At 42.2% G+C, this 23999-nt stretch carries 24 protein-coding genes; 10 read left to right on the top strand and 14 right to left on the bottom strand.

The genetic code is table 11. The features are described from left to right. Positions 1-13: 13 nt before the first annotated feature. Positions 14-1081 (bottom strand): ferredoxin reductase, encoded by a 1068-nt coding sequence (locus tag OKC24_RS01675; protein ID WP_213073142.1) that lies wholly within the window; start codon positions 1079-1081, stop codon positions 14-16. Positions 1082-1224: 143 nt separating this feature from the next. Here OKC24_RS01675 and fabR point away from each other — a divergent pair, with 143 nt between their 5' ends. Continuing rightward, positions 1225-1917, top strand: a complete 693-nt coding sequence (fabR, locus tag OKC24_RS01670) for an HTH-type transcriptional repressor FabR (protein WP_026253432.1) — start codon at positions 1225-1227, stop codon at positions 1915-1917. Positions 1918-1933: 16 nt separating this feature from the next. On the opposite strand, the gene OKC24_RS01665 is transcribed toward fabR, so the two are convergent. The 3 genes from OKC24_RS01665 to OKC24_RS01655 form a co-directional block, all read right to left on the bottom strand. Next, complete coding sequence (locus OKC24_RS01665) at positions 1934-2428, bottom strand: response regulator transcription factor (RefSeq protein WP_265464605.1); 495 nt, start codon at positions 2426-2428, stop codon at positions 1934-1936. Continuing rightward, positions 2401-2616, bottom strand: a complete 216-nt coding sequence (locus OKC24_RS01660; protein ID WP_265464604.1) for a hypothetical protein — start codon at positions 2614-2616, stop codon at positions 2401-2403. The genes OKC24_RS01665 and OKC24_RS01660 overlap by 28 nt, the downstream gene beginning before the upstream one ends. A gap of 325 nt (positions 2617-2941) precedes the next feature. Then, the gene (locus OKC24_RS01655) at positions 2942-3223 is read right to left on the bottom strand and encodes a hypothetical protein (RefSeq protein WP_130144587.1); all 282 of its coding nucleotides are present in this window, start codon (positions 3221-3223) and stop codon (positions 2942-2944) included. Positions 3224-3450: 227 nt separating this feature from the next. Here OKC24_RS01655 and OKC24_RS01650 point away from each other — a divergent pair, with 227 nt between their 5' ends. From OKC24_RS01650 to OKC24_RS01635, 4 genes are all read left to right on the top strand, one after another. Beyond that, positions 3451-3936 (top strand): hypothetical protein, encoded by a 486-nt coding sequence (locus OKC24_RS01650; protein WP_130144585.1) that lies wholly within the window; start codon positions 3451-3453, stop codon positions 3934-3936. A gap of 213 nt (positions 3937-4149) precedes the next feature. Next, positions 4150-4641 carry a spore coat protein U domain-containing protein gene (locus OKC24_RS01645; protein ID WP_130144583.1) on the top strand — a complete coding sequence of 164 codons (492 nt, stop codon included), beginning with the start codon at positions 4150-4152 and terminating at the stop codon, positions 4639-4641. Positions 4642-4945: 304 nt separating this feature from the next. Beyond that, positions 4946-5674 carry a fimbrial biogenesis chaperone gene (locus tag OKC24_RS01640; protein WP_130144581.1) on the top strand — a complete coding sequence of 243 codons (729 nt, stop codon included), beginning with the start codon at positions 4946-4948 and terminating at the stop codon, positions 5672-5674. 5 nt (positions 5675-5679) lie between these two features. Next, entirely contained in the window at positions 5680-8064 is a 2385-nt protein-coding gene (locus OKC24_RS01635) for a fimbria/pilus outer membrane usher protein (protein ID WP_265464600.1), read from the top strand. Between the two features lie 27 nt (positions 8065-8091). Here the strand turns inward: OKC24_RS01635 and OKC24_RS01630 are convergent, their stop codons facing one another. After that, complete coding sequence (locus tag OKC24_RS01630) at positions 8092-8913, bottom strand: alpha/beta fold hydrolase (protein ID WP_130144577.1); 822 nt, start codon at positions 8911-8913, stop codon at positions 8092-8094. A 173-nt stretch (positions 8914-9086) separates the two neighbouring features. Beyond that, entirely contained in the window at positions 9087-9353 is a 267-nt protein-coding gene (locus OKC24_RS01625) for a PAAR domain-containing protein (protein WP_265464598.1), read from the bottom strand. A gap of 197 nt (positions 9354-9550) precedes the next feature. Between OKC24_RS01625 and OKC24_RS01620 the strand changes: the two genes are divergently transcribed. Continuing rightward, positions 9551-9838, top strand: coding sequence for a hypothetical protein (locus OKC24_RS01620; protein WP_228257562.1), 288 nt, complete (start codon positions 9551-9553; stop codon positions 9836-9838). Between the two features lie 114 nt (positions 9839-9952). Here the strand turns inward: OKC24_RS01620 and rapA are convergent, their stop codons facing one another. Both rapA and OKC24_RS01610 read right to left on the bottom strand, forming a co-directional pair. Then, positions 9953-12790: an RNA polymerase-associated protein RapA gene (rapA, locus tag OKC24_RS01615; RefSeq protein ID WP_130144571.1), complete on the bottom strand. Its 2838-nt coding sequence runs from the start codon at positions 12788-12790 to the stop codon at positions 9953-9955. A 141-nt stretch (positions 12791-12931) separates the two neighbouring features. Beyond that, positions 12932-13576 carry an RluA family pseudouridine synthase gene (locus OKC24_RS01610; protein WP_131275902.1) on the bottom strand — a complete coding sequence of 215 codons (645 nt, stop codon included), beginning with the start codon at positions 13574-13576 and terminating at the stop codon, positions 12932-12934. A gap of 739 nt (positions 13577-14315) precedes the next feature. Here OKC24_RS01610 and OKC24_RS01600 point away from each other — a divergent pair. Beyond that, the gene (locus tag OKC24_RS01600) at positions 14316-14816 is read left to right on the top strand and encodes a Dps family protein (protein ID WP_131275903.1); all 501 of its coding nucleotides are present in this window, start codon (positions 14316-14318) and stop codon (positions 14814-14816) included. A gap of 42 nt (positions 14817-14858) precedes the next feature. Here the strand turns inward: OKC24_RS01600 and OKC24_RS01595 are convergent, their stop codons facing one another. Next, entirely contained in the window at positions 14859-15212 is a 354-nt protein-coding gene (locus OKC24_RS01595) for a hypothetical protein (RefSeq protein ID WP_131275904.1), read from the bottom strand. Between the two features lie 598 nt (positions 15213-15810). After that, complete coding sequence (locus OKC24_RS01590; RefSeq protein ID WP_131275905.1) at positions 15811-16788, bottom strand: GlxA family transcriptional regulator; 978 nt, start codon at positions 16786-16788, stop codon at positions 15811-15813. Positions 16789-16920: 132 nt separating this feature from the next. Between OKC24_RS01590 and OKC24_RS01585 the strand changes: the two genes are divergently transcribed. Beyond that, positions 16921-17805, top strand: a complete 885-nt coding sequence (locus OKC24_RS01585; protein ID WP_131275906.1) for an MBL fold metallo-hydrolase — start codon at positions 16921-16923, stop codon at positions 17803-17805. 84 nt (positions 17806-17889) lie between these two features. Then, positions 17890-18432 carry a cysteine hydrolase family protein gene (locus OKC24_RS01580; RefSeq protein ID WP_130144561.1) on the top strand — a complete coding sequence of 181 codons (543 nt, stop codon included), beginning with the start codon at positions 17890-17892 and terminating at the stop codon, positions 18430-18432. Positions 18433-18653: 221 nt separating this feature from the next. Here the strand turns inward: OKC24_RS01580 and OKC24_RS01575 are convergent, their stop codons facing one another. The 4 genes from OKC24_RS01575 to OKC24_RS01560 all read right to left on the bottom strand — a co-directional run bounded on the left by OKC24_RS01575 (position 18654) and on the right by OKC24_RS01560 (position 22143). After that, entirely contained in the window at positions 18654-19070 is a 417-nt protein-coding gene (locus tag OKC24_RS01575) for a GlcG/HbpS family heme-binding protein (RefSeq protein WP_130144559.1), read from the bottom strand. An 87-nt stretch (positions 19071-19157) separates the two neighbouring features. Further along, entirely contained in the window at positions 19158-20462 is a 1305-nt protein-coding gene (hemL, locus tag OKC24_RS01570) for a glutamate-1-semialdehyde 2,1-aminomutase (protein WP_130144557.1), read from the bottom strand. A 41-nt stretch (positions 20463-20503) separates the two neighbouring features. Further along, entirely contained in the window at positions 20504-21124 is a 621-nt protein-coding gene (thiE, locus tag OKC24_RS01565; protein ID WP_130144555.1) for a thiamine phosphate synthase, read from the bottom strand. 635 nt (positions 21125-21759) lie between these two features. Further along, the gene (locus OKC24_RS01560; protein ID WP_131275907.1) at positions 21760-22143 is read right to left on the bottom strand and encodes an Mpo1-like protein; all 384 of its coding nucleotides are present in this window, start codon (positions 22141-22143) and stop codon (positions 21760-21762) included. A 317-nt stretch (positions 22144-22460) separates the two neighbouring features. On the opposite strand from OKC24_RS01560, the gene OKC24_RS01555 reads away from it, so the two are divergent. Then, the gene (locus OKC24_RS01555) at positions 22461-23921 is read left to right on the top strand and encodes a CYTH domain-containing protein (protein WP_265464591.1); all 1461 of its coding nucleotides are present in this window, start codon (positions 22461-22463) and stop codon (positions 23919-23921) included. The last annotated feature ends 78 nt before the right edge of the window (positions 23922-23999 follow it).

The following is a 23999-nucleotide window of genomic DNA, read 5'->3' as shown; positions in this document are numbered from 1 at the left end:
TAATTGTCCTACCTTATAAATCAATCACGAGATCAGACTGGGCCGAGTTCACGCAAATTTTCAATGCATTACCAGGCTCTGAGTTTTGTGCGCCGTTCAATAAATTTTTAGTTGCGCCTTCAGCCTTATTGCACACGCATTTATTGCAGATGCCCATCCGGCAGCCATGCGTCGGCTTAATATTCTGCTGTTCCAAGCCCACTAATATAGACTGGCCCTTCGGAATGCTGACCACTTTATTGGATTGCATTAATGTGACATTCACAAAACCAATATCGTCAGTTTGCGCCAGGCTCATACTGAATGCTTCACTTTTAAACACTTGCGCAGTTTGAGCAAATAACGCTTCTGCTTTGCCAGAAAAGCCTGAAGGACCGCAAGCAAAGACTGTACTTTCTGCTAAATTTGCAATTTCAGCCGCGTGTGCTTCATTCAAGCGCGCATCATGCTCCGCTTCTTGTGTATAGAAAATCTGAACACTGAAATTTGGGTTTATTTCCGACCATTCTTCAAGAATCGCTTTAAACGCCGCATCTTCATGACGCTTTACCCAATACATCAATTGGATCGGCTGTGCGTTGAGCTGATTGTTTTGGCTTAAGGATTTCAGCAAACTGTACATCGGCGTAATGCCGCTACCTGCCGCCAGCAAAACCAAAGGTTTATCCATTGGAACTGTCATGTCGCCGAATGGGATGCCAAATTCAAGAATATCGCCTGCTTTTGCCTGCTCTGTCAGCCATGTGCTGACTTTGCCTGCTTCTACTTTTTTCACACTCAGCAGCACATGCTGATGATCCAATTGGGTCAAACTGTAAGTCCGTTCATAACGTACGCCGTTGACCGTTACAAAGATTGGATGATGCTGACCTGCTTCACCGAATTTAAAATGGCGGTTGACCTGCAAAGTTAAACTGACCATGTCATCTGCGGCAAATTCCTTATGCACGACTTTCGCCAAAGCTTGATTGCTCGACCAAAGCGGATTGAATTTCTGCAGCCAAAAATTGACAGCATTAAAGTCGATAACGCTTTCTGTAAAGAAACTCAAAGGCTGGTTCGTTTTCTGAAGTGCATGCATTGTCATAGACATCTCATTGCGGTTTTATAATTATTATACACATGTATATATATTTGTATATATATTCGTTCATTTTATCTAAACCCTACAAAAACTGTAAGCTTTTGCGATAATATGGTATGGTTTCTAATCCCTTGAAAAATATGACTCCGTCTGCATTGAAAGCGAAAATAGGTACTATGCTCCAAGAACAAGCAATCCCTGAAACAAATGCTGTCCGCACAGTTGGGCGTAAAGCGACCATTACAAAAGAAGAACTGTTTCAAGCAGCATTGCATTTAATTGGTCCGCAAAAAAGCATCGCCTCATTGAGCCTGCGTGAAGTCGCACGGGAAGCCGGCATTGCGCCAAATAGCTTTTACCGCCATTTCAAAGATATTGATGAGCTGGCTATTGAACTGATTGACCGTTCAGGCTTGGTGCTGCGTCAAATTCTGCATGAAGCGCGGCTGAAAGCATCTAAACAAAACAGCATTATCCGCAGTTCTGTTGAAGTCTTTATAGAACAGCTCAATATTGATAAAGGCAATTTAAGCCTATTGCTGCGCGAAGGCTATACTGGTTCAGCCTCGTATAAACAGGCTGTAGAACGCCAGCTGAATTTTTTCCAGCAGGAACTGAAAGAAGATCTGATTGTTCTGGAAAGGCTCAACCAAAGCAAATTGGCGCATCCGGACATTGTCGCCAAGGGCATTACTCAGCTGGTATTTAATATGGGCGCAAAAGTTATCGATTTGCCGGCAGATGAACGCAAAGAAGTGGCTGAACAAACCATGATTATGATTCGGATGATTCTGGAAGGCGCGCGCCATCTGGATGAAGCCAAAATCCGCTAACTGCTTCAGGCAGCAGCTAGCTCAATAAGCCGATCTGCTTCGCCAGATGCACGGCTTTGGTCCGCGAATTGACTTGCAGCTTTTGATAAATTTTCTTGATATGCACATCAACTGTAAAGCGGGATATATGTATTTTTTCGCTTATTTCACGGCTGCTGAAGCCGCTGGCGATAAAATTCAGAATCTCCAGTTCACGGCTGGACAGGTTTGCCTGAAGGTTTGCAGCTGCGCCTGCCACAGCCTGCACTTGCGCCGCATGCAGCTGCTTTAAAATTTCTTTTGCAATGCCTGGATCAATAACTGCCTCCCCCTTAAGCATGGTGCGGATTGCAAACATCAGCTCAATATCATCCCGTTCCTTTGAAGCATAGCCTTTAGCGCCGGCAGCCAGAGCTTTATAGATCATCTCCGTAGTGTTCCATGCCGATAAGACCAATACGGGAGCATTCTGCGCATGCTTCTGGCACAGGGACTGAATAAACTCTATGCCGCAGCCATCAGGCAGATCCAAATCGACCAGAAAAAACCGATACAGTTCTGCCGGTAAATCTGCTTTGCCCCGTCTACGGTCTGCGAGAAAAATAAGTCGCCATCCAGATAGCCAAAAGTTTTCAGAATATTATGGATGCGCGCCTGAGCGCAGGGATCATCTTCCAGAATCAATATGGGCTTAAGTAAAGGGAAATTCAGATTCAGCATTTGACTGTCCGATATATTTTTTATATTTTTTGCTATATTTTGTATAATTTCCATCCCTAGAATTGGGGATTTATTAATTAGGCATTCACTATTTTTTTGATAATTTTTAGTAGCTTAGCAAGCCAAAAGGCGGAAATTCAACTGAACGGCTTAAACGGATTCTCGCGCGTCGCCGAATTGAACCATGACTGGGCCAGAAAGGCATTTTTTAAATAGAAACTTTATTAAAAAAATATCGGGCTGCTGTACAGTTCTGAATTTTTATGCAGCTCAGCGGATCAGAAATACTAAAAGCAGCACAGCCTTTAGTATTTCTTCAAACAGCTTACTTGATTGGCAGCGTATCGTAGAAGCCTTCCAATACTGCAGCGCCTTCCAGCGGTTTAAAAACTAAAGCCCATTTGGTTGTACTGACAGCATTCGGGTAAATTGGCTTAACTTCCACCTCAAAACAATAATGCGTTCCAGCAACAACCTGCTCATAATAAGCCGTTAAAGTATATTCACAGCCCAGAAGCTTTGAAAAAATTTCATCAAATGTTTTCCATACTGGGCTGCCCAACAGTGGAGTTTTTTTCGCACTCCAAGCGCCAACTGCATGATTCATAATATTTTCCTTGTTATCATAATGCTTTATAAGCGTTAAATACTGCCTGATGGAATACTTAACGCTTATTTTTATAGTCATTTTAATTTTTCATGGACATACCTAAAAATAAGTATTTTGCATGCGGGCTGGAAATTCATGATATATACCTAAATTTAGGTATCGCTAAAACAGCATTGCAGCAGCATAGTTTCACTTACTATGAAATAAATTAAAGCTGACTGCCCATGCTCAAAATTAATAATTTAGCTTTTTTAAGCGCAATACTCAGCTGCGCGTTTACGCTGAACAGCTACGCCGGCAACTGCACCGTTACGGCGCCAGTCACAAATGTTAATTTAAATTACGCTCAAGCCGGACGCGTATCTGCAGAATTTAAAAACTGTAAAAATCGAGTGCGCCCTTCTTTTCACTGGTCTAATCCCGCAGGCAATAGTTCAGTTTTCCGTCTAGATGGAAAACCCGATATTTATATTCCGGTCAGCCTCTTTTCCAGAATCGGAGGAGATTGGGATGGAAACCATCCTGCCTTAGGCGCATCAATGACCGCTGCAAATGCTGATGCAGATTTCAACAGCCACTTCAGCAGCTCAAGCCAAACCAAAAACCTGACCACCTATGCGCAACTTTCCTCTTCTCACTATAAAGATTTAGCGCAATATCCAGTCGGCACTTACAGGGCAAGCCTCACTTTCTCCGCAGCTGAATGGTAGCGCCATGTCATTCAATATTAAGTTTCGGATTATTAGGTTATATCTATCAGGCTGCTGATCAAACCATACGCCGAATGAATTCAAAATACCTAAATTTAGTTATTCCCTATAAATCATTCAAATCTAAACTCAATTCTATATTTAACATTTTATAAATATATTTTTATTCATCGACAACAAAACTCGTTTTTCAAGTATTGGGAAATTTAAAATATGCATTCACTTTTCAAAATAAGCAGCGCCTTGCTGCTTGGCTCAAGCGCTTTTGCAGCGCATGCCGCAACACAAAGTGTCACTGTGCAGTATACATTGACTGTTCCAACCGCATGTACGCTCTCCAAAGCCGGCACGACGGTTGCAAAGTCGCTGCCAGTTGATGGTACGTCTGTAAATGAAACATTCAGTGTCATGTGCAATACGGATTATACAATTTCGGCCCAAACCAAGAACCCTAACGGTTCTGTAAATCAATCATGGCTGCGCTATGCCGGCCCTAAAGGAACCTCGCTTATTGCATATCCAATTACCTTAACCAGCCCTTTACGCAATGTACCTGTGAATAATGCGGCAGGCACTAAAGTTACAGCGGGGCTGTCCGCAACGCCTGAAATTTATACATTAACCGCAAGCGCTCCAGCTTTTCCGCTGTCCTCATTACTTGCAACAGACTACACCGACGAAGTTACGATTGAAATATCCTATTAATTGATTTCATTAAGAAACATAAATTCATTTTATGTTTCTTAACTTATATATTCTTAAGCCATGCGGCCTCAAAATATTTTAGCTGGCCATGCGCCATTGAACGGAACTGATTTTAAATAAATCATCTGAAGTCATGAATAAATTAGATCTGCGCTGCGGAATATTTAATTTATTTTGTTAATAAAATCATATACCCCCATCAAGCCGGTTCATTCGCCCGCAGGGCTTTTTATGCGCCAGAAAAAGCCCTGCGGCTATTTTGAATTGGTTTAATTTTTAGATTTATTAAGGAAAAAAAGAATAAATGCCATCTATCTTGAACAAATTATCGTGCCTGCTTATTGCTTCAATCGGGGCAGTCAGCATCCCTGCACATGCTGATTTGTCTATTTTTCCAATCAAGCTTTTCATCACTGGCGATAAGGGGCAGCGCACAACCACCATAAATGTGATTTCTTCAAATGAAGAGCCGCCGCAAAGCTATGAAGTTCATGTATTCCGCTGGACGCAGGATGATCAGGGCCATGAACTCTTAACTCCAGATACAGAATTGATGATCAATCCGCTTACTTTTATGCTTGAACCGAACAGCAAGCGCATTATCCGCATGGGATTCAAGCAGCCTATTGCGTCCATGCAGCTGCAGGAAGAAGCCGCATGGCGGATCAAAATTATTCCCCTTCCTGATGCCGAGAAAGCTAAAGGCTTAAAATATGCTTACAGTTTTAATGTTCCGTTATTTGCCGGTACAAACTTTAGGCCTGAGATGTCTTTTAAGCTAGCGAAAAACAATAAAAATCAGCCTGTACTGCTGGCAAAAAATTCAGGTACCGCCCATTTTCAAATCACAGGTTTTAAACTGCAAAATGCTGCTGGAAAAGATATTTTTAATTCCCAAGAACTTAAATATGTTTTGCCGCATAAACAAGTTGCATTCGATTTAAATACACTGGCTGCTAAGCCTTATACAAACCTTAAACTTATTGTTCAAACAGCAGACTCTAAAACCCTGCAATTTGATGTGGCGGAGTAATGGCAATGCGGCTAAGACAATTATGCAAGATCCGCAAATCCCCGCCTGTGCTGATCCTGCTGCTGTGCTGCATTCAGTTAGAACATACGCAAGCGCAGGATGTTTCGCCGGCATCCGCAGCAAAGCCCCCTGTAAGCAACCCAAATTCAGAAAATGCAATTTTGGGGCTTTGGATTAATGGTGTAGACCTGAAGCAGGATGCATTTATTTTAAGGGAGAATGGCCAGACCTATATCGAATGCAGCCTTTTAAAAGGCGGATTTGTCGATATATCCAAATTTACCCATTTAAATAAAGACAGTCTGCAATATTGTTTAATTGACCGCCCGGATATCAGCAGTCAAATGGATGAACAGCATCAATTATTCAAGCTCAGCATTCCTGCACAATATATGCTGGCGCAAAAGCTGTCATCTCAGCAGCCATACCTGCCGGATCTACCCAATTTAGGCGGTTTTGTAAACTACAATCTCTATTTTCAAGATGGGGATTTTAATAAGCAGGCAAATACCTCTACAGATTTAAATCTCTTCTGGAAAAATATACTCTTCAACAGCAGCCATGTTTTCCGGAAAAACTATAATCATGAGCAGGCTAATGTCCAGAACAGCAGCCGTTTAAATACCTCATTGAGTTTTGAGTTTCCAAAACAGATGAGCAGTTTAAAACTGGGCGATAATATCAGCACCTATACTGGCTTAAACCAGTCCTTCTATTTTGGCGGATTCAGCTTTGGCACCAACTTTACCAGCCGCCCGAATTATATCTATTGGAACACGCCCTCGATTGAAGGCAGCGCGCTGACTCAATCCAGCGTTGATTTAATTATTAATGGCACGCAAACCTATAATGCCAAAGTCAATCCAGGCCAGTTCAATATAGACAGCAATCTTGGCTTTAATGGCCTCGGCAATGCTGAAATTGTCGTAAAGAATATTTTAGGCAATACAACGGTTAAAAGCATACCGATCTTTGTCAATCAGCGCCTGCTGCGCCCTGGATTGACGGATTATAATATTTCCGCCGGCAAGCTCCGCTATAACTATGCCTATGATGACAATGATTACCGCGACTGGTTCGGAAGCGCCTATATCCGCAGAGGCATCAGTTCATCCACGACACTGGGCGCTGTTGCCGACTACAGCAAAAAACTGGAAAGCGCCGGACTGTTATGGAGTCAGTATCTGTATAAGCTTGGCTTGCTGGAAGTGAATTCTTCCTATAGCCATGCAGATGACCTCGGTTTAGAAGGCTATACCGTCAATACTGAATTTAAGCGTGATACGCAATCTTACAGTATTGGCTTGCGCGCTCAGTATTACAGCCCAGAATTCCGCATGCTGGGTTTAGATGACTATACAGCCAGTTACCTGCCTAAGCAGGAAAGCCAAATCTACTTATCCAGAAATCAAATTCCATTCATTAACAACCTATCGTTAAGCTATGTTGAAAGAAAATACCGCGAAGGCACTGACCGGCAGGATCAGCGGATTTTCAACTTAAGAACCAGCCAATCCCTCGCAAAAGGGCTTTTTGGCAGCTTCGGCGTGTCCTATGATGCTGAAAGCGGCGACCGCGCCAGTGTCAATTTGATGCTGAGCTATAACTTTGATGACCGCAAGCATTCTGTCACCTTCTCACAGCATGATGATGACGAGACCAGCCTGCAGTTCAACAAGTATTCTTATGAAAACACTGGTTTCGACTACACGGTTGGCGCAAGCCGCTCACATGATGTATATTCCGGCAATCTCAGTACACGCTTTAAAACCAACGCCGGCGACTTGAATTTGCAGTATTTGCAAACAGATGATCAAAAATATTACTCCGCAAGCTATATGCGGTCACTCGTTTGGCTGGGCAATAGCTTTGACCTAAGCAAATACATCAACAACAGTTTTTCGCTCGTCCGCTTAGAAAATACGCCAAATATTGATGTGTACAGCAATGGCTCCTATATAGGAAAAACCGATAAAAATGGGGAAATTTTCAGCTACAACTTAGCAGGCTATACCAAAAACAGCATTGCCTTTGATGAAAGCCAAGTTGGCATTGATGCCAATATTGCCGAAACATTCCATACCTTTATGCCAATGAATCAGCGCGGCTACATCGTTGATTTTCCAATTAGCAATCATCAAAGCAGAGATGTAACTTTCAGGTTTATTGATGCAAATCAGCAGGCTTTAGCCAGTGGCAGCGTGGTCCGTATTTTAGGCATTCCAAATGCGAAATACCCGATTGCCAGTAGCAGTCTCGTTACATTTTATGACTTGATGCCTAGAGATTACAGTTTGGAAGTTCAAACTGCGGATAAAGTCTGTAAAAGTGAATTTACCTTGAGTCCCGATACAAAAGTCGATGAGCCGGTTACCCTCACTTGCCAATAATGCTCAAAAAGCATTAAAAGGAGATTCTTAAGAATCTCCTTTTTTTACAGCCTGTAAATTTATTATTTTTTGCACACATTGAGCGGTTACTTCTGGCTGTTCCAGCGGGAACATATGCCCGCCATTGACAACACTGAACTCAATACCATAAGTTTTTTTCATGCCTTGCGGCAAACCCTGCTTATAAAAATGGCTTTGATCTGCTGTGATTAGGTGCACAGGCATATTCGGCGCTTTACGCGGGGTCCGCCACCACCAAGCCGGCACAGTACGGAAAATATGCGCTTCTACATGCTTAGGAATGCTCAGCATCACGCCGCCGCGCTGTTCATCAGCCCGAATGCCATGTGCAAAATAATCATCAAAACATTCCTGATCAAAATTTTTAAACAAGCGGTTATGGCGCAGCGCAGCATATGCTTCATCAAAACTTTGCCAGCAATCATTGCGCTTGAGCGTGATCGCTGCAGGCGTGATTTTATCAACTGCTTTCAGCCTTAACTTTTGCATGCCTTCAAAAATGGCTGATTTAGGGCCAATTACAAAAGGCGGGTCCATAATGACCAATTGCGAAAACAGATCAGGACGCTGATACGCCGCCATTAAAGTCACTAAAGAGCCAAAGGAATGCCCTAAACCAATGACCTGCTGATTTGGAAACTGCTGTTCAATATCTTGAATCACTTGGCTAACCAAGTGGCTCCATGTATAGGTCACAGGAAATTGAGCACTCATTCCCAGCACAGGAATGGCTTTTATTTTATATTTTGCATCAAATGCCTGAAAAAATTTAGCATAGCTGCCAGCGGGAATACCGTTGGCATGAGTAAAATGTATAGGCTGAAACATAAAATTTAAAAGACAGGACTTATTGCTGTTAGCCTATCGTGTTATGCATTTTTTAGTAATTGCATTTTTGCATATTCATCTGAACATTCAGTCATTCTTCCATCTCAATACACCAACAGACGAAGAGCACGTCTGTCAATGTCCCGCATTGCCTTTACACTGCGCAGCCTCTGCTACTTCGCAGAAACCACCAAGTTTTGATTTGGCATAAATGTTGCGCCGCAGGTGGTTTGATCTCCAGCAACAACCACTGCCCGCCCTTTAACCACCGTAGTTTGATTGGATGCAATCGCGGTGGTCATCACGTTGCATTTTGGACAAAAATGCTTCATGCCGTTCAAATGCACAGCAATGCCATTAACTGTAAAGGTATTTTCGCATTCAGAGACGACGCCGCCATGTGAAGTTTGTGAGCCTAAAGTCACCAGTGCTTTTGCCATTCTTTTTATCCTTACTTTATCCATTATTTTAATTATGCGTGCATTTTAGCTGAATTGATCTCCGGCCTCTACCCTATGCACAATGTATAGCGCTCATTCTATGGAGATGAGTGCCATATCTTGGCAATGATTAAGTTTTTAGCTGTATTCCAGCTATAATGTTTTTCAAACTATATGTTCCATATTATGAGGCTTTCATGAATTCCGAAGAACGTTCTGAATTATTTATTCAGCAGATTCAAAACGTATTGCTGCATGACTGGGATCCATTAAACATCCGCAAAGATGTATCGATGCAAGACGAATACGATGCGTATATTATTGACGTCTTGGATGTACTTGAAGATGAAAGCGCTACAGCTGCCGAAATAGTCCGCTGCCTGCAGGAAATTGAACATGAATTTTTAGGCATAAAAAAGCAAACTGACCGCGCTGAAAAGGCCGCGGCCAAAATTTGGCAGCATTTTGAAAATTTTATCGCTTAACCAATATCAGCCCTTTACTTTGGCAAAATAGCCTGAATTATTTTCTACCAGCCCATAAAAAAGCGCCCATAGGCGCTTTTTTAAAAGAAATGATACGGCATTGAAAGCCCTGAATTAAGGCTTCACTACAACCATGACTTGAATCGCTTCCGGCGTAACAGACAGGCCATCCAGCAAGCCCAAGCCTTCTTTTTGGAATTTCTGCAGACGTGTAATTTCATCTTCACGAATGCTTGGATTGAATTGCTTCAGGTAGGTTAAACGGTCAATTTCATATTGCCATTTACTGCCATACAATTCTTTAGCCTGCTGCTTGAAGTTTGGCAATGCTTCTTTCGCAATCTCCAGCGCTTGGTTATACCGCTCTTCAATCACATCACGGCGCGCTTTCACCACTTGACGGCAGCTGTTGCTGTCTAAATGATGCAAATAAGGCTTCAAAATTTCTGGCGCAATTTTTTGCGATAAATCTTGGCCTTTTTCACTTAAAAGCACACGCACCAATTGCTGCGGCAAGCTCGACGGCAAGTTCAGCGCTTTCGGCGCAATCACATCCACCTTAAACCACACTTCAATCAGCACAGAACCTTGCGGCAGCGCTGCCGATTTCAGCACAGCCACATTGGTGCTGCCGAAACCTTGAGTATTGATCATTTCCATCACGCTTTCTGTGAATGGATGTTCCAAAGTCAGGTACTGCGCATCTTCACGCAGCTGCGCTTGGTCGCGGTAGAATGTCGCCGTCATGCCGTCTTCATCCAAGGTCAGGCCTTGAACCTGCATTTGATCAGTCGGCTTAATAATCACCGTGCCATTGCTTTGTTCATCAAAATCGATATTGGTTGCCGCCATAAAGCGCTTCATGAACATCGGCAAAGTGGTATTGTCGTCGTAATCTTCTAATGCAGTGACAATTTCCTGCGCCACGATTGGACGGCAAGAGTTGTATTCCAGCAAGCGGTCACGGCCAGCCTGCAGCTCGGCCTCCAGCGCTTCACGCTGTACAGACACCTCTTCCAGCAAATCTTCAAACTGATGCCCTAAATCTGCCAATAAGCAGTCTTTTAAGTTCACAATGAAGTTTTCCTGCAAAGTTTGCGCCGTTGGCGAAATATTGCTGAAAATGTTCAGGCCTTCGTTGTACCAGCGGAACATGCGCTCTTGCGCAGTGCCTGCTAAGTACGGCACATGAATTTGAATGCGGTTTTGCTGGCCGATACGGTCTAAACGGCCAATACGCTGTTCCAGCACATCAGGGTTTGCAGGCAAATCAAACAAAATTAAATCTGAGGCAAACTGGAAGTTGCGGCCTTCAGAACCAATTTCTGAACACAGTAAAATCTGCGCGCCATAAGACTCCTCTGCAAAGTATGCAGCCGCTTGGTCACGTTCCAGCAGGCTCATGCCTTCATGGAACATCGCTGTGCGGATACCGGCATGCAGGCGAAGTACATTTTCCAAGGCTTCAACCACTGGGCCGCTGCGGGCGATCAGCAAGACTTTATTGTGTTTTAAATCTGTGCGCAGTTTTTCCATCAGCCACATCACGCGCGGATCATGTTCCATCCAGGCGCCATCCAGCTGCGCTTCTTCTGGCCACATCTGTTCACGCAATTTGCCGTCTTTAGACCAATTCTCCGGCGCCGGCAATGGCGCTGGCTGACAGTCACGGCCTGGAAAGCCTTGAATCGCTTCACGCGTGTTACGGAACAAAATACGGCCTGTGCCGTGGCGGTCTAAAATTTCGTGAATCGCACGGAAGCGCTGTTCAGGCGTATCGTCTATACGCTGCCCCAGCAGCGCTTTAACTGCATCTAAATGCATTGCTTCTAACGGCATATCCGACATCAACACTTCTGCAATTTTTGCAGTTTGCTGATACTGCTCTTCTTCATCCAAGAAACGGTCAAGTGAATTGAAGCGTGAAGGATCGAGCAAACGCAAACGCGCAAAATGGCTTTCTACGCCCAGCTGCTCTGGCGTTGCAGTTAACAGCAGTACACCAGCCGTTTGCTGCGCCAACTCTTCAACCAGATCATAACGGTCATTGCCGCCTTCTTCTTCGCTCCACATCAAATGATGCGCTTCATCGACCACCAGCAGATCGAAACCGGCTTCTAAAGCTTGTTCGCGCAAGTCATCGTGGTCAATCATTAAATCAATGCTGGCAATAATGCGCTGTTCAGTTAAGAACGGATTCTGTTCTGGATCATGCTCTTTAATCGATGCGGTTCGGGTCAAATCAAACAAAGAAAACTCAAGATTGAAGCGGCGGCGCATTTCAATCATCCACTGATATTGCAGTGAATCCGGCACTAAAATCAGGATGCGCTCTGAACGGCCCGTTTTTAATTGCTGATGGATGATTAAGCCGGCTTCAATAGTTTTACCCAGACCCACTTCATCTGCCAGTAAAACACGCGGTGCAAAACGCTTGCCGACTTCATGCGCAATATACAGCTGATGCGGAATCAGGCCAACACGTGAACCGACTAAACCGCGCAATGGGCTGGACTGTATATTGGCCTGCATCAGCAGTGACTCAATACGCAGGTCATACCATTCTTTGTAGTCAATTTGGCTGGCCAGCAGGCGGTCTAAAGGCTTAGACAGCTGAATGTTGGCGCCAATACGGGTTTCGTTCAGCGCTTTGCGCTCTTCAGTGCCATCCGCCAATGTCCGGATCACGTTATAGCGCAATACACCATGACGGTCTTCTGCAGACTCAACTGACCATACTGTGCCTTCTTGATCCTGAAGTTCATCACCAGAGTTAAAAACAATACGGGATAAAGGCGCGTTGTGGCGTGCATAGACACGGGTTTCATCGCTTTTGGGGAATAAAATGCTGACCGATCGTTCGTCTACATCAATAAGAACCCCTAAGCCAAGTTCTGTTTCTGTGTCCGATAACCAACGTTGACCAATAGCGAACTGCTGCAATTTTTCCACCTTTATCTTTAGTAAGGACTGCAAATTTACGACCCAAATCCTGTTTGATATTTGAGCAAAAATTCACACCGAATAGCAATGTATTTTGACATAAAGCCCACTAAAAAGTGAGCCTCATTTTGAATGTTTAATCAGTATTTTCTAGAATGGTGCCGGACAATGAAATTCAATGGCCTGATCTGTTACAGGATGCTGAAAACTCAAGCGTTCCGCATGCAGGCAAAGACGAGGCATGAGTGCTTGATGCGGTTCATCAGCATACAGCGTATCCCCGACAATCGGATGACCTAAATATTGCATATGCACCCGCAGCTGATGTGAGCGTCCTGTAATGGGCGTCAATTTTACACGTGTTACGGGCACACCATTAATTTGAAATTTTTCAATAACTTCCCAATGCGTGAGTGCTGGCTTATTGTGCGCTGGGTCTGCAATATGCAAGGGCGGACGGCTCGGATCATAAACCACGGAAACATCAACAGTGCCTTCGCCTTCTAAAGTACCCGCCACAACAGCATGATAAGTTTTAGACGTTTGGCGCTCTTGAAATTGACGGGAGATGCGGTTTTGACCTAAGCGGGATAGACCAAAAACCAGAATACCTGATGTATCGCGGTCTAAGCGGTGAATCAGCAAGGTTTTTGGTTCTTCTTGGAGCAGACGGCTGATCAAGCAATCCTGCAAGTCTGGCGTTTTCCCTGGAACAGTGAGCAAGCCTGCTGGCTTGTGGATTACCATAAAATCCTCATCACGATGAATCAGATGTTCTGTCAGAAAACTAGTCAATGTTTAATCCAGGCCAATCGCGAAAACAAGGGCGCAATGATAAAAAGCTTAGCCAAGAAATACAATGCGAAATGTCAGATTTAATACCGTTTTTTACGATTTTAGAAAAAAAAAATTCCAATTGGCCTAAATTTAATTTTTAGGCATCAGTATTTGCTGCAATTCATGCAAAGTTGCATGCTTTAAAAATATTAATAGCTGATCTTTGCCCCATTTGCGCGCCATAATTCCACCAAGCTGGCCATTGCTGCTGAGTCTAATCCGTACTGCAGCAAATGTACTGAAAGATCAGTTTCAATAAATGGAGAATCCTATCTTTGAGCAAAATCATTGAGGCATGCAATACGCTCACTGACATCTAATAAATAGAGATACCGTGATGATAGAGATTTTATTGGTGAGAATAAAGACACTTTGATTGGGTTATCCCCTGAGCTACATATAAAAGATTTTATGTTAGCCAGATGATCAAAAGACCCTTAAATAATCGACTCCCAAAAAGTTGGACGGTTTGATTAAGCTGCTTCAAAGAACTGTGTTCTTTAAATTTAACCTTGGTTTTTTAATGGCTGTAATATTGGTTTATTTTTCAAGTAACATTATTGCTATTTAATAGCTATTGCTTTTATTTTCGGTTGAATTATATTCTGATAGAGGAGGTTTTAGATGCAACCCGTTTTTTATTAAAAATTTTTTAAATAATATAAATATCATTAACTTAAAGTTAAGGAAATCAATTATGACTCCCCCTAAAAAAGAAGTAAAAGCAATGAAAATTGATATTGGTATTTCGCACAATGATCGAGAAAAGATTGTCGCAGGATTATCTAAATTACTTGCTGATAGCTATACTTTGTACCTAATGACACATAATTTTCACTGGAATGTTACAGGACCGCAGTTCAACAGTTTACATACCATGTTTATGGATCAGTATACTGAACAATGGAATGCTTTAGATACGATAGCTGAACGCATTAGAGCCTTGGGATTTCCTGCCCCTGGAACGTACAAGCAGTTTGTTAAATTGACTGCAATTCAGGAAGTAGAGGGTGTCCCAAAAGCAGAAGAAATGGTTAGCTTATTGGTGAATGCTCACGAAACTGTTGCAAAAACAGCCAGAGGAATTTTCCCAATTGTTGATGAAGTAAACGATCAACCGACAGCAGACCTGATTACACAACGACTTGAAATACATGAAAAAACTGCATGGATGTTAAGAAGCACTCTAGAATATTAATACATTTGTATATGACTCTTGAGCATTTTAAATATTGAAGAGTTACAGATAAAAATAAATCATCACATAGACCGGCTGCGGGCGCAAATTGCTGCATGACCTATTATGCTGATTAAATTGGCGTATCGGCGTCATGAATATCATTTCACCAAGATTCATGATGCCGAGCTGCCCCCTAACTGAACATACATAAGCCACAGCCTTGTGGTCTTGGATTTCACTTATATTTACCTCATACGGCTTTTTCAAAATAAAATTTGAGAGACGAAGTTCTGCCTGCTGCTCTGCAACTGTAAGCACTCTGTGCAGAAGCGCCTCTCTACCGCCTTTATCACCAATGACTTTTAAAAAATCGAATGCAAAAAACTCTGAGCGGTTTACCACAATACTAAACACGCTGTCCTTTTATATTCTTCAGAGTCATCGACAGTATTATGCTCCCTATCACTTAGAACAGCCAAAGCAGCTTGGGCTTTCTCTTGTGCTGATTCATCTTGTTGTTCAAGCTATTGATTAAATAGATCTGTCGAGATATGCAGTGTTGGCAAATGGGCAATTTGAGACAATAAAAAAGCCCAACATCCTGTTGAGCTTTTTTACATATCGGTTGCGCTGGTATAACTCCTGTCATACCTTCGTCCTTGTTGTTTATTTTCTTATTCTTGTCTGGAGCATCCTGCTCTCTATATGGCCATGATAAGAAATTGCGTTGAATCCGTATATTGCCTAAATCCCTCAATAATTGTACGCCTAAGCGTACAAAATCTTTAATTTATCCCAAGCTTTTCCGCAGAAATTGCGGGATAACTTAAGCACCAGATGAATTGATAACACAGATGAAAAGTCAGATTAGAAAGCACTCGATTTTATTGGCAAAAGATATCAAGTTTGTTTGTAAAAAAGCCAATATGTTCTATATCGGCTTTTTTGCTTTTTTTAGATTTTCTATGTTTTATTTTAAATTAAAATTTTAAAAAAATTCGCATAATGCCCATTATGTTAGATGGGGCGGATTATTTTCATTAATGACCCCAAAAGCTTTTCTCCATGCCTGAGGACTAGTGCCATATTTTTCACGGAAATTCTTCCTAAACGACACTGTATTATTAAAGCCTGAAAGCTCAGTGATCTTTTCAATAGATAAGTTTGTGGTTTCTAAAAGTTCACAGCTCAACCTGATTCTTTCAGTATTCAGCCAATCAACTAAGGTCATGCCTGTAGCTTTCTTAAAATGCCGTGTGAACGTCCTACGTGTCATATGTGTCCGTTCAGCAAGGCTTTCAATATTATGTTGTACAGCTAAATTCGTTCTTAAAAAATCAAGTAATAGGTTAATTTGTGCATCATGGCTCGATTTTGCTACAGGCTGTTCAATAAACTGAGCTTGCCCACCTTCACGGTGAGGCGGAATCACCATGACTCTAGAGACTTTATTGGCAATCTGTGCATTATAGATTTCACGTACCAAGTACAAACAGCAGTCTAGCGCTGCGCCTGTTCCAGCAGAGGTTACAATCCTTTGATCTTCTACATACAAGGCATCATGATCAAGCTGAACCTGTGGAAACCGCTCGCTGAAATCTTGTTCAGCCATCCAGTGCGTAGCGGCTTTTTTATGGTCTAGCAAACCAGCATATGCCAATGCATAAGTTCCATAGCACAACCCTACAATTCTAATTCCAGTCTGATACGAGCAATTTAGGGCATCGATAAGTTCTTGTTCAGGCTCATGATTAAAATCATCCCACCCAGGAATAATAATAAGATCCGACTCTTTAATAATTTCGATCCCGCCATCAGGGATAATTATCATAGATTGTTCTGTATTTACAGGCTGACCATCTATAGAAAAAATTTTCAGATAAAATAATGGTTTATCTTCAATCTTGATATTGAAAATGATATGAGGGATTGAGAAGTGAAATGGATTTATATTGGGATAAACGAACAATCCAATCACTGGTATAGCCATTCAATGTACCTCTCTAAAATAATAAATATAGCATGTTGTCCCAATAGTTTCGATGATTGTCCTTAAGGACATTTTTTTTGTTTGATGTTTTCTATCATGATTCAAGTATGACTAAATGATTGGATCTGGAACATGAATAAAATTTTAAGTAACTGTGTTATTGCAATCTCTCTGGCAGTAGCTTCAGTCAATTTATATGCGAATGATCAGGTGGTTCAGCGAAATACCTCTAAAGTTACGCATATACAAGAAATTCGCAATGCAACGATTAAAGTAACCTATGCGGATACGACCTTTTTAATTGACCCAATGTTTGCGAAAAAAGGGTTCTATGAAGGTTTCCCTGATACTCATCGCAGCTATTTACGTAACCCATTAGTCGATTTGCCCATCGAGCCTGAAACGATTTTAGAAGGTGTAGATGCGGTAATCGTGACTCATACACATTTAGATCATTGGGACGATGCAGCACAAGCGGCTATTCCAAAAAATATGCCTTTGTTTGTACAGAATGAAGAAGACCAAAAAGTCATCCAGTCACAGGGTTTTAAAGATGTTCGTGTATTAACACAAACAACGTTTGAAGGCATTAAACTCACTAAAATTGGCGGTCAACACGGTACTGATGCTATGTACCGTATTCCTAAGCTCAAGTCTGGATTAGGTGAAGCAATGGGTATGGTATTTGAAGCCAATGGTCATGAAACGGTTTATGTGGCTGGTGATACCATTTGGCGTCCTGAAGTTGATCAAGCAATTCAATCCTTTAAACCGGATGTGATTGTATTGAATACTGGTAACGCTTTGGTTAATGGCTTTAAAGAATCCATTATTATGGGTAAAGAAGATACTTATCTAGCAACTCAGAAAGCGCCAAATGCTAAAGTGGTTGCTGTCCACATGGATGCCATTAACCATATGTCGGTAACACGTGCACAGCTTGCAGAATATGTAAAAGACAAAGGAATCCAAGATAAGGTTCTAATTCCTATCGATGGCGAAACGCTTTCTTTCTAAAGTAACTTAAAGAAGTGGAGTTCTTCTACTTCTTTAAAATCATACGCAGAACAAAACCAATATAAGTTAAGTAAAGGAACAGAGATGTCAAAATCAGCTTTATTAGTTATCGACTTACAAAACGAATATCTACCTACAGGTAAATTACCATTGGTAGATATTGAACAAGCTGCTGCTAATGCAGTGAAAGTAATTGCTAAGGCCCGTCAAGACGGTACTCAAGTGATTCATGTCCAGCATCTTGCGAATGCTGAATCCCCTATATTTCAACCCGGCTCAAACGGTATTGAATTTCAGGACACAGTTAAACCGCAAGCAGATGAAGCTGTGATCATTAAAAATCACATCAACGCATTTTTAAACACTGCGCTCAAAGAAATCTTAGATGCCAATCAAGTGACTGAGCTAGTTGTTATTGGTGCTATGAGCCATATGTGTGTTGATGCTGCTGTTCGTGCTGCTTCTGATTTTGGTTATAAGGTAAAAGTTATTCATGATGCTTGTGCAACGCTAGACCTAGAATTTAATGGTATCAAAGTACCTGCTGGCCATGTCCATGTAACATTAATGGCCGCTTTTGAATTTGCTTATGCTCAAGTTATATCAACTGAAGATTATGTTAGCTAAAGACTAAGATTTTCTAAAATAAACATAGTACGCCTTATACGAAATGCTTGAAGTTTTTCTATAAGCATCAATATTTTATATGAAACCATGATGGGGTTCAGCGCACTGTCATGGTTTCTTTGTGACTATTCATGTTCCGCGCCTATTGTTTAATGCGCACTCCGCAAGTTTGTAAAATTTACCTTAAGAAGGTGCTTTATACATTTCTAAACATAAAACCATTAATACGCTTGCACTAAAAACTTTTCAATTGCCTGCTGTGCAATTTCAGCGTCCTGAAAAGACTTCACGCCAGAAATGCCTATTGCGCCAACCAGCTGCCCTTCATACACAATTGGCTCACCGCCTTCCAGCATGCCATTAAAGGTAGCCATGGTTAAAAAGCCCATCTGCCCGCCCTTAATCAAATCTTCAAATAGCTTTGACGGGCGTTTACTCATAGCAGAACACTTGGCTTTTTCTAAGCATAAGTTTGCCGTCATGGGTGAAGCGCCATCCATACGTTTCATTGCCAGCAAATTACCGGTTTCATCCGTAACTGCAATGCTGACATTAAAGCTGTTTTCAATTGCATATTGATGTGCCTGATTCAGCAAAAACTCAGCGTCTGCAAGTGTTAGATAATGTTTGGTTTTCATTGGCTCATTCCCTGTGCATTTATTTGCAAATTCATATAAAAAAGCCCGCAATATTATGCAGGCTTTTAGTGTACTGGATTTCAGCGCTTATGCATTTTTCATTTCAGCAAAAGTTTCTTTCGCCATTTCAATGGTAAATGCAATATCTTCATCACTATGCGCGCTAGAGAAGAAACCGGCTTCAAACGCGGACGGCGCCAAATTTACGCCGCGTTGCAGCATGCCATGGAAGAACTTTCGGAAAGCATCGACATCACATTTTAAAATGGCATCAAAACTGGTGATTTCTTCTTGATCGGTAAAATAAAGTCCAAACATACCGCCCACTTGCTGGGTAAAAAATGGAATGCCCGCTTCATCCGCTGCAGACTGTAAGCCTGCCAGCAAGCCTGCCAATTTTTCAGTCAATGTTTCATAGAAACCTGGCTGACGCAAATGCTTAAACATTTCAATGCCGGCACGCATTGCCAATGGATTGCCAGATAATGTGCCTGCTTGATACACCTTGCCTAAAGGCGCAATGCATTCCATCACTTCACGCTTGCCGCCAAATGCGCCAACCGGCAAACCTGCACCAATAATTTTACCTAAAGTGGTTAAATCAGGTGTCACGCCATAATGCGCTTGTGCACCGCCAAGACCGACACGGAAACCCGTCATCACTTCATCAATAATGAACACTGAACCATGTTCATCACAGACATCACGAATGGCTTGCAAGAAACCATCAATCGGTTTCACTAAATTCATGTTGCCTGCAACAGGTTCTACAATCACGCCTGCAATTTCAGAGCCGAATTTTGCAAAGCATTCTTTTAACATTGCAATATCGTTATACGGCAGCGTTAAAGTATGCTTGGCAAAATCTGCCGGAACGCCCGCAGATGTCGCTTCGCCTTCACCACTGGTCAGCAAACCAGAACCCGCTTTCACTAAAAGCGAGTCTGAATGGCCGTGATAACAGCCTTCAAATTTCACAATCTTGTCACGGCCTGTGTAGCCGCGCGCCAGACGGATCGCGGTCATGGTGGCTTCTGTGCCTGAATTGGTCATACGCACCAATTCAATTGACGGCATAATTTCACAGATAATATCCGCCAGAGTCGTTTCATGCACCGTTGGCGCGCCAAAACTTAAACCATCGACTGCGGCTTCTTGAACAGCCTGAATAATGTCTGACTGCGCATGGCCTAAAATCATGGGCCCCCATGAACCCACATAATCCACATAGCGTTTACCGTCTACATCATACAAGTATGCGCCTTGCGCTTTTTCAATAAATACTGGCGTACCGCCCACGCCGTTGAACGCACGTACAGGTGAGTTCACACCGCCGGGAATATGCTTGCTGGCTTGTTTAAACAGCTGTTCTTGCTTTGGAGATAAGCTCATGAAATGTCTCAACTAAAAATAAAGCCGCATCAAAAAAAAGCTTAAGCTTTTGATGCAAATAAATCAGACCATTCTTCGATTCGTGCAGGAACTGCAGACATTGGCCGGTTCAATATATCACTAATCACGGCGCAAAGGTCAGCGCCCGCTTCAATCACATCGCCTGAGTTTTCAACGGTTAAACCGCCAATGGCGCAAATTGGCACATTAAATTTTGCTTTGGCTTGCTTTAACGTTTCTATACCGATATTGCCCGCTTCCGGCTTGGTATCTGTTGCATAAATTGCACCAAATGCCACATATGTTGAACCTTGTGCAATAGCTTGTTCTGCAAGTTCTACCGAATTATTGCAGCTGCTGCCAATCAGCACATTTTTTGGCAGTCGCGCTGCCGCTTCTGCAACTGAGCCGTCTTCTTGCCCTAGATGCACACCCACACCATAGCGCACTGCAGCTTCAAGATCATCATTAATGACAAAAGGCACTTTATATTGCGCACATAGATGTTTCATGTACTCAATTTCATAGGCCTGATTTTCTTTAGGCACTTTTTTCCGGCGGTACTGCAGTACAGCAACATCATAGGTCGCCATAGCCCCTTCAAGCTTAGCTAGCAGCAATTCAATAGGATCATCATTGGTAATTAGATATAAACCGCGCATACAACATTCACATCAATTAAATTTTTCCTATTATAGGCAAAGCGTGAATAATATTAAGCAGTTCTCATGTGAAATATTGTTTAAACCCGCTGCAGACAATACTGAACCAATAAAATTACGGCCAGAAAGCTATGTAATGCCAATTTTAGAGTGAAAAATACCAAATTCTGGGGATAGCCTTGCTTTGGGTTAATTGTAAAATGACAAATATAGCGATAAAAAAATAAACTTAATAATTATAAATCACACCGCGCAAGATTAGGCCTTTTAATGATTTAAGATAAACGCATGGGGAGCGTAAATCATTAAAAGGCCTACCCTATTTTCAGAAAATCAAAACTTCTTAAAAAAACCAAAACCTTATAATAAAAAAAGCCTAGAGAAAGGTCGCTCTAGGCTTGGAAAGCATTGATCTTGCAAATGCTGTTCATCTTTTTCAAATATCAATCTTAATATTATTAGAACAATTACTTAAAAAATGCAATATTAAAATCTGAACAAAATTCAAGTTATTGATTCAGCAATAAATATATGCACATTTTTTGATCACCCACCTGCAAACTCTGCATAATTATAACCGTCATGCAGAATCCGCCATAAATTTCTCCATGGCTGCCCGCTTAGGTAGTTGAAATTCAGCTTTCAATTTTATCTCGACTGCGGTCTGCCAAGCTCAAATTGCCGCAAAGCACATCTGCAAGCATGCGCCAGTCAGATATAAAGCTGTAGATTGGCTGCTTAAAACTAGCAGGCTTATTCTTTTCAAATACAAAATGCCCGATCCATGCACAGGCATAGCCTGAAACCAAGCCATAAACAAAATATTTAGCTTTGCGCTGGCGTACAGCCTTGGAAAAAAAATACAGCCCAATCGTGCTGCCAGCCACATGCAAGCGCCTGCTCATAATATTGCGGTGCTCGGTTAAATAAAAACGGTAAAAGTCTGAATAGTTGCGGATTGGCAATTCAAAATACGGCTCTGATGACGGTTCTATTGAAACTGGCGCTTGGACATTCATTTTTCACATCTTCCTGATGATTTTCAATCACCATAGCGTAAATTTAAGGCAATGAAAAGCCAGTACAGCTGGAGCGTAAATATTTATTGCATGGCTGTTTGATTGCCCTATGCTTGCGTGTTTTTCAGAAAATTGGTGCTAATCTCTGTTCAATTAAGCACTTTAGCACCGCGTCAAGCCTTACATGCATTTTGTTTTTGGTTAAAATCAAAAGCTAAAAAATGACATACGCATATTGCTGCAGGCATTTGATCAAGTGCTCAAAGCGCAGCGCCGATTAAATTGCCGACACAGATCTTATCAATTAGGACATAAACATGGTTGAAGTTGAATTGAAATTTCAAATTCCTGAAGTGCGCCGCGCGGCGCTGCTGAAGGCGCTTGATCCAAAAAAATCACAGCAGATTCAACTGAAAGCTAAATATTACGATACGCCTGACCGATTAATGGCTCAAAAGCATGCGGCTCTGCGTCAACGCCTGGAAGGCAGCCGCTGGATTCAAACTTTAAAAGCAGCCGGCAAAAGCCACATTGAACGCTTTGAACATAATGTAGATCTGGGTGAATCAGAACAAGCCCCCGAACTGAATCTGGCAGTTTACGCACAGCACGCCGAGGCTCAAGCGGTACTGCAGAATGCTTTAGGCAATCAGCAAGATCAGCTCACCCTGCAGTTTGAAACTGATATTGCCCGTACTTTGCGGGTTATTCAGTATAAAGATGCAGAAATTGAAGTCAGCTTAGATATCGGCTGCATCCGTACCGGGCAAGCGGAACAGGAAGTGCATGAAATTGAGTTTGAACTGAAAAGCGGATCCATTCAGTCTTTATTGGCGTTTAGTTTTGAATGGGTTAAAAAATATCAGCTGTGGCTGGATGTGCGCAGCAAAGCCGAGCTTGGCAATTTATTAGCGATGCATCAGGCGGCAAGCCCTGCCACAAAAGCCAAAGAATTTGTACTGAGCAAAAAGGAAGCGGCCAATAAAAATTTACGGCAGCTGGTTGGCCAGCAGCTGCAGCACTTATTGCCAAATATTGCGGCAATGTCCGCGCAAACAGCTGCGCCAGAACATATTGCAGAAGCGCAATTAGCGCTGCAGCATTTACAGCTGACCATTTCATTGCTGAAAGACTGGAACAGCGATATCTCCGATAAATGGGGCTATCAGCTGGAAGCATTTGAACAGCAGTTCGAGCAATTGCATCATTTCGAACATATGCAAAATACGCTGGGCGCTTTTTTACAGAACCGCACCACCTCTGAAAATTTAGCCAAAGATATTTTATATGCTCAGGAAAAACTGCATAACTTGGTAAAGTCGACGCTGAACGTGCATCATTATTTAGAACTGCTGATGTTCAGTTTAAATCATCAAGACCAGCCGCAGCCGCATGATTTAAAATGGTTTGCGCAAAACACTCTGCAAAGCCAATATAAAGCGCTGCAAGACAGTTTAAATGATGCAGATATTGCCAATTTTGAAAGTTTGGATGTGCTGGCAGCCAAAATTAAGGAGCTGAAATTCAGCTTTCCGATTTTGACATCCATTTATGATGTCAAAAATTTGCAAAAATACAGCAAGGCCTTGAATGATGCGCAATTGGCCGCCAAGGAATACCAAGTATTAGCCTCATCAGCAGCCTATATCCAGCAAACTGAGCTGGAAGCCAGCGACTGGTTTGTATTGGGCTGGCTGACGGCAAAGCAGGAAGTTTATGCGCAAAAACTGTTAGAAGCGACAGAACAATTTTTGGTGAGCCGTAAATTTATGAAATAGCTTCGGCTGAAAGAACCGTCCAGATGCAATACGGGCTGCCGCACACCCGCATTGCATCAATCTGTATATTTTTCAACC

Source organism: Acinetobacter entericus, assembly GCF_026168575.1.
GTDB classification, from domain to species: domain Bacteria; phylum Pseudomonadota; class Gammaproteobacteria; order Pseudomonadales; family Moraxellaceae; genus Acinetobacter; species Acinetobacter bouvetii.
The sequence above is the reverse complement of the archived record's forward strand: the minus strand, read 5'-3'. Positions and strand labels throughout refer to the sequence as shown.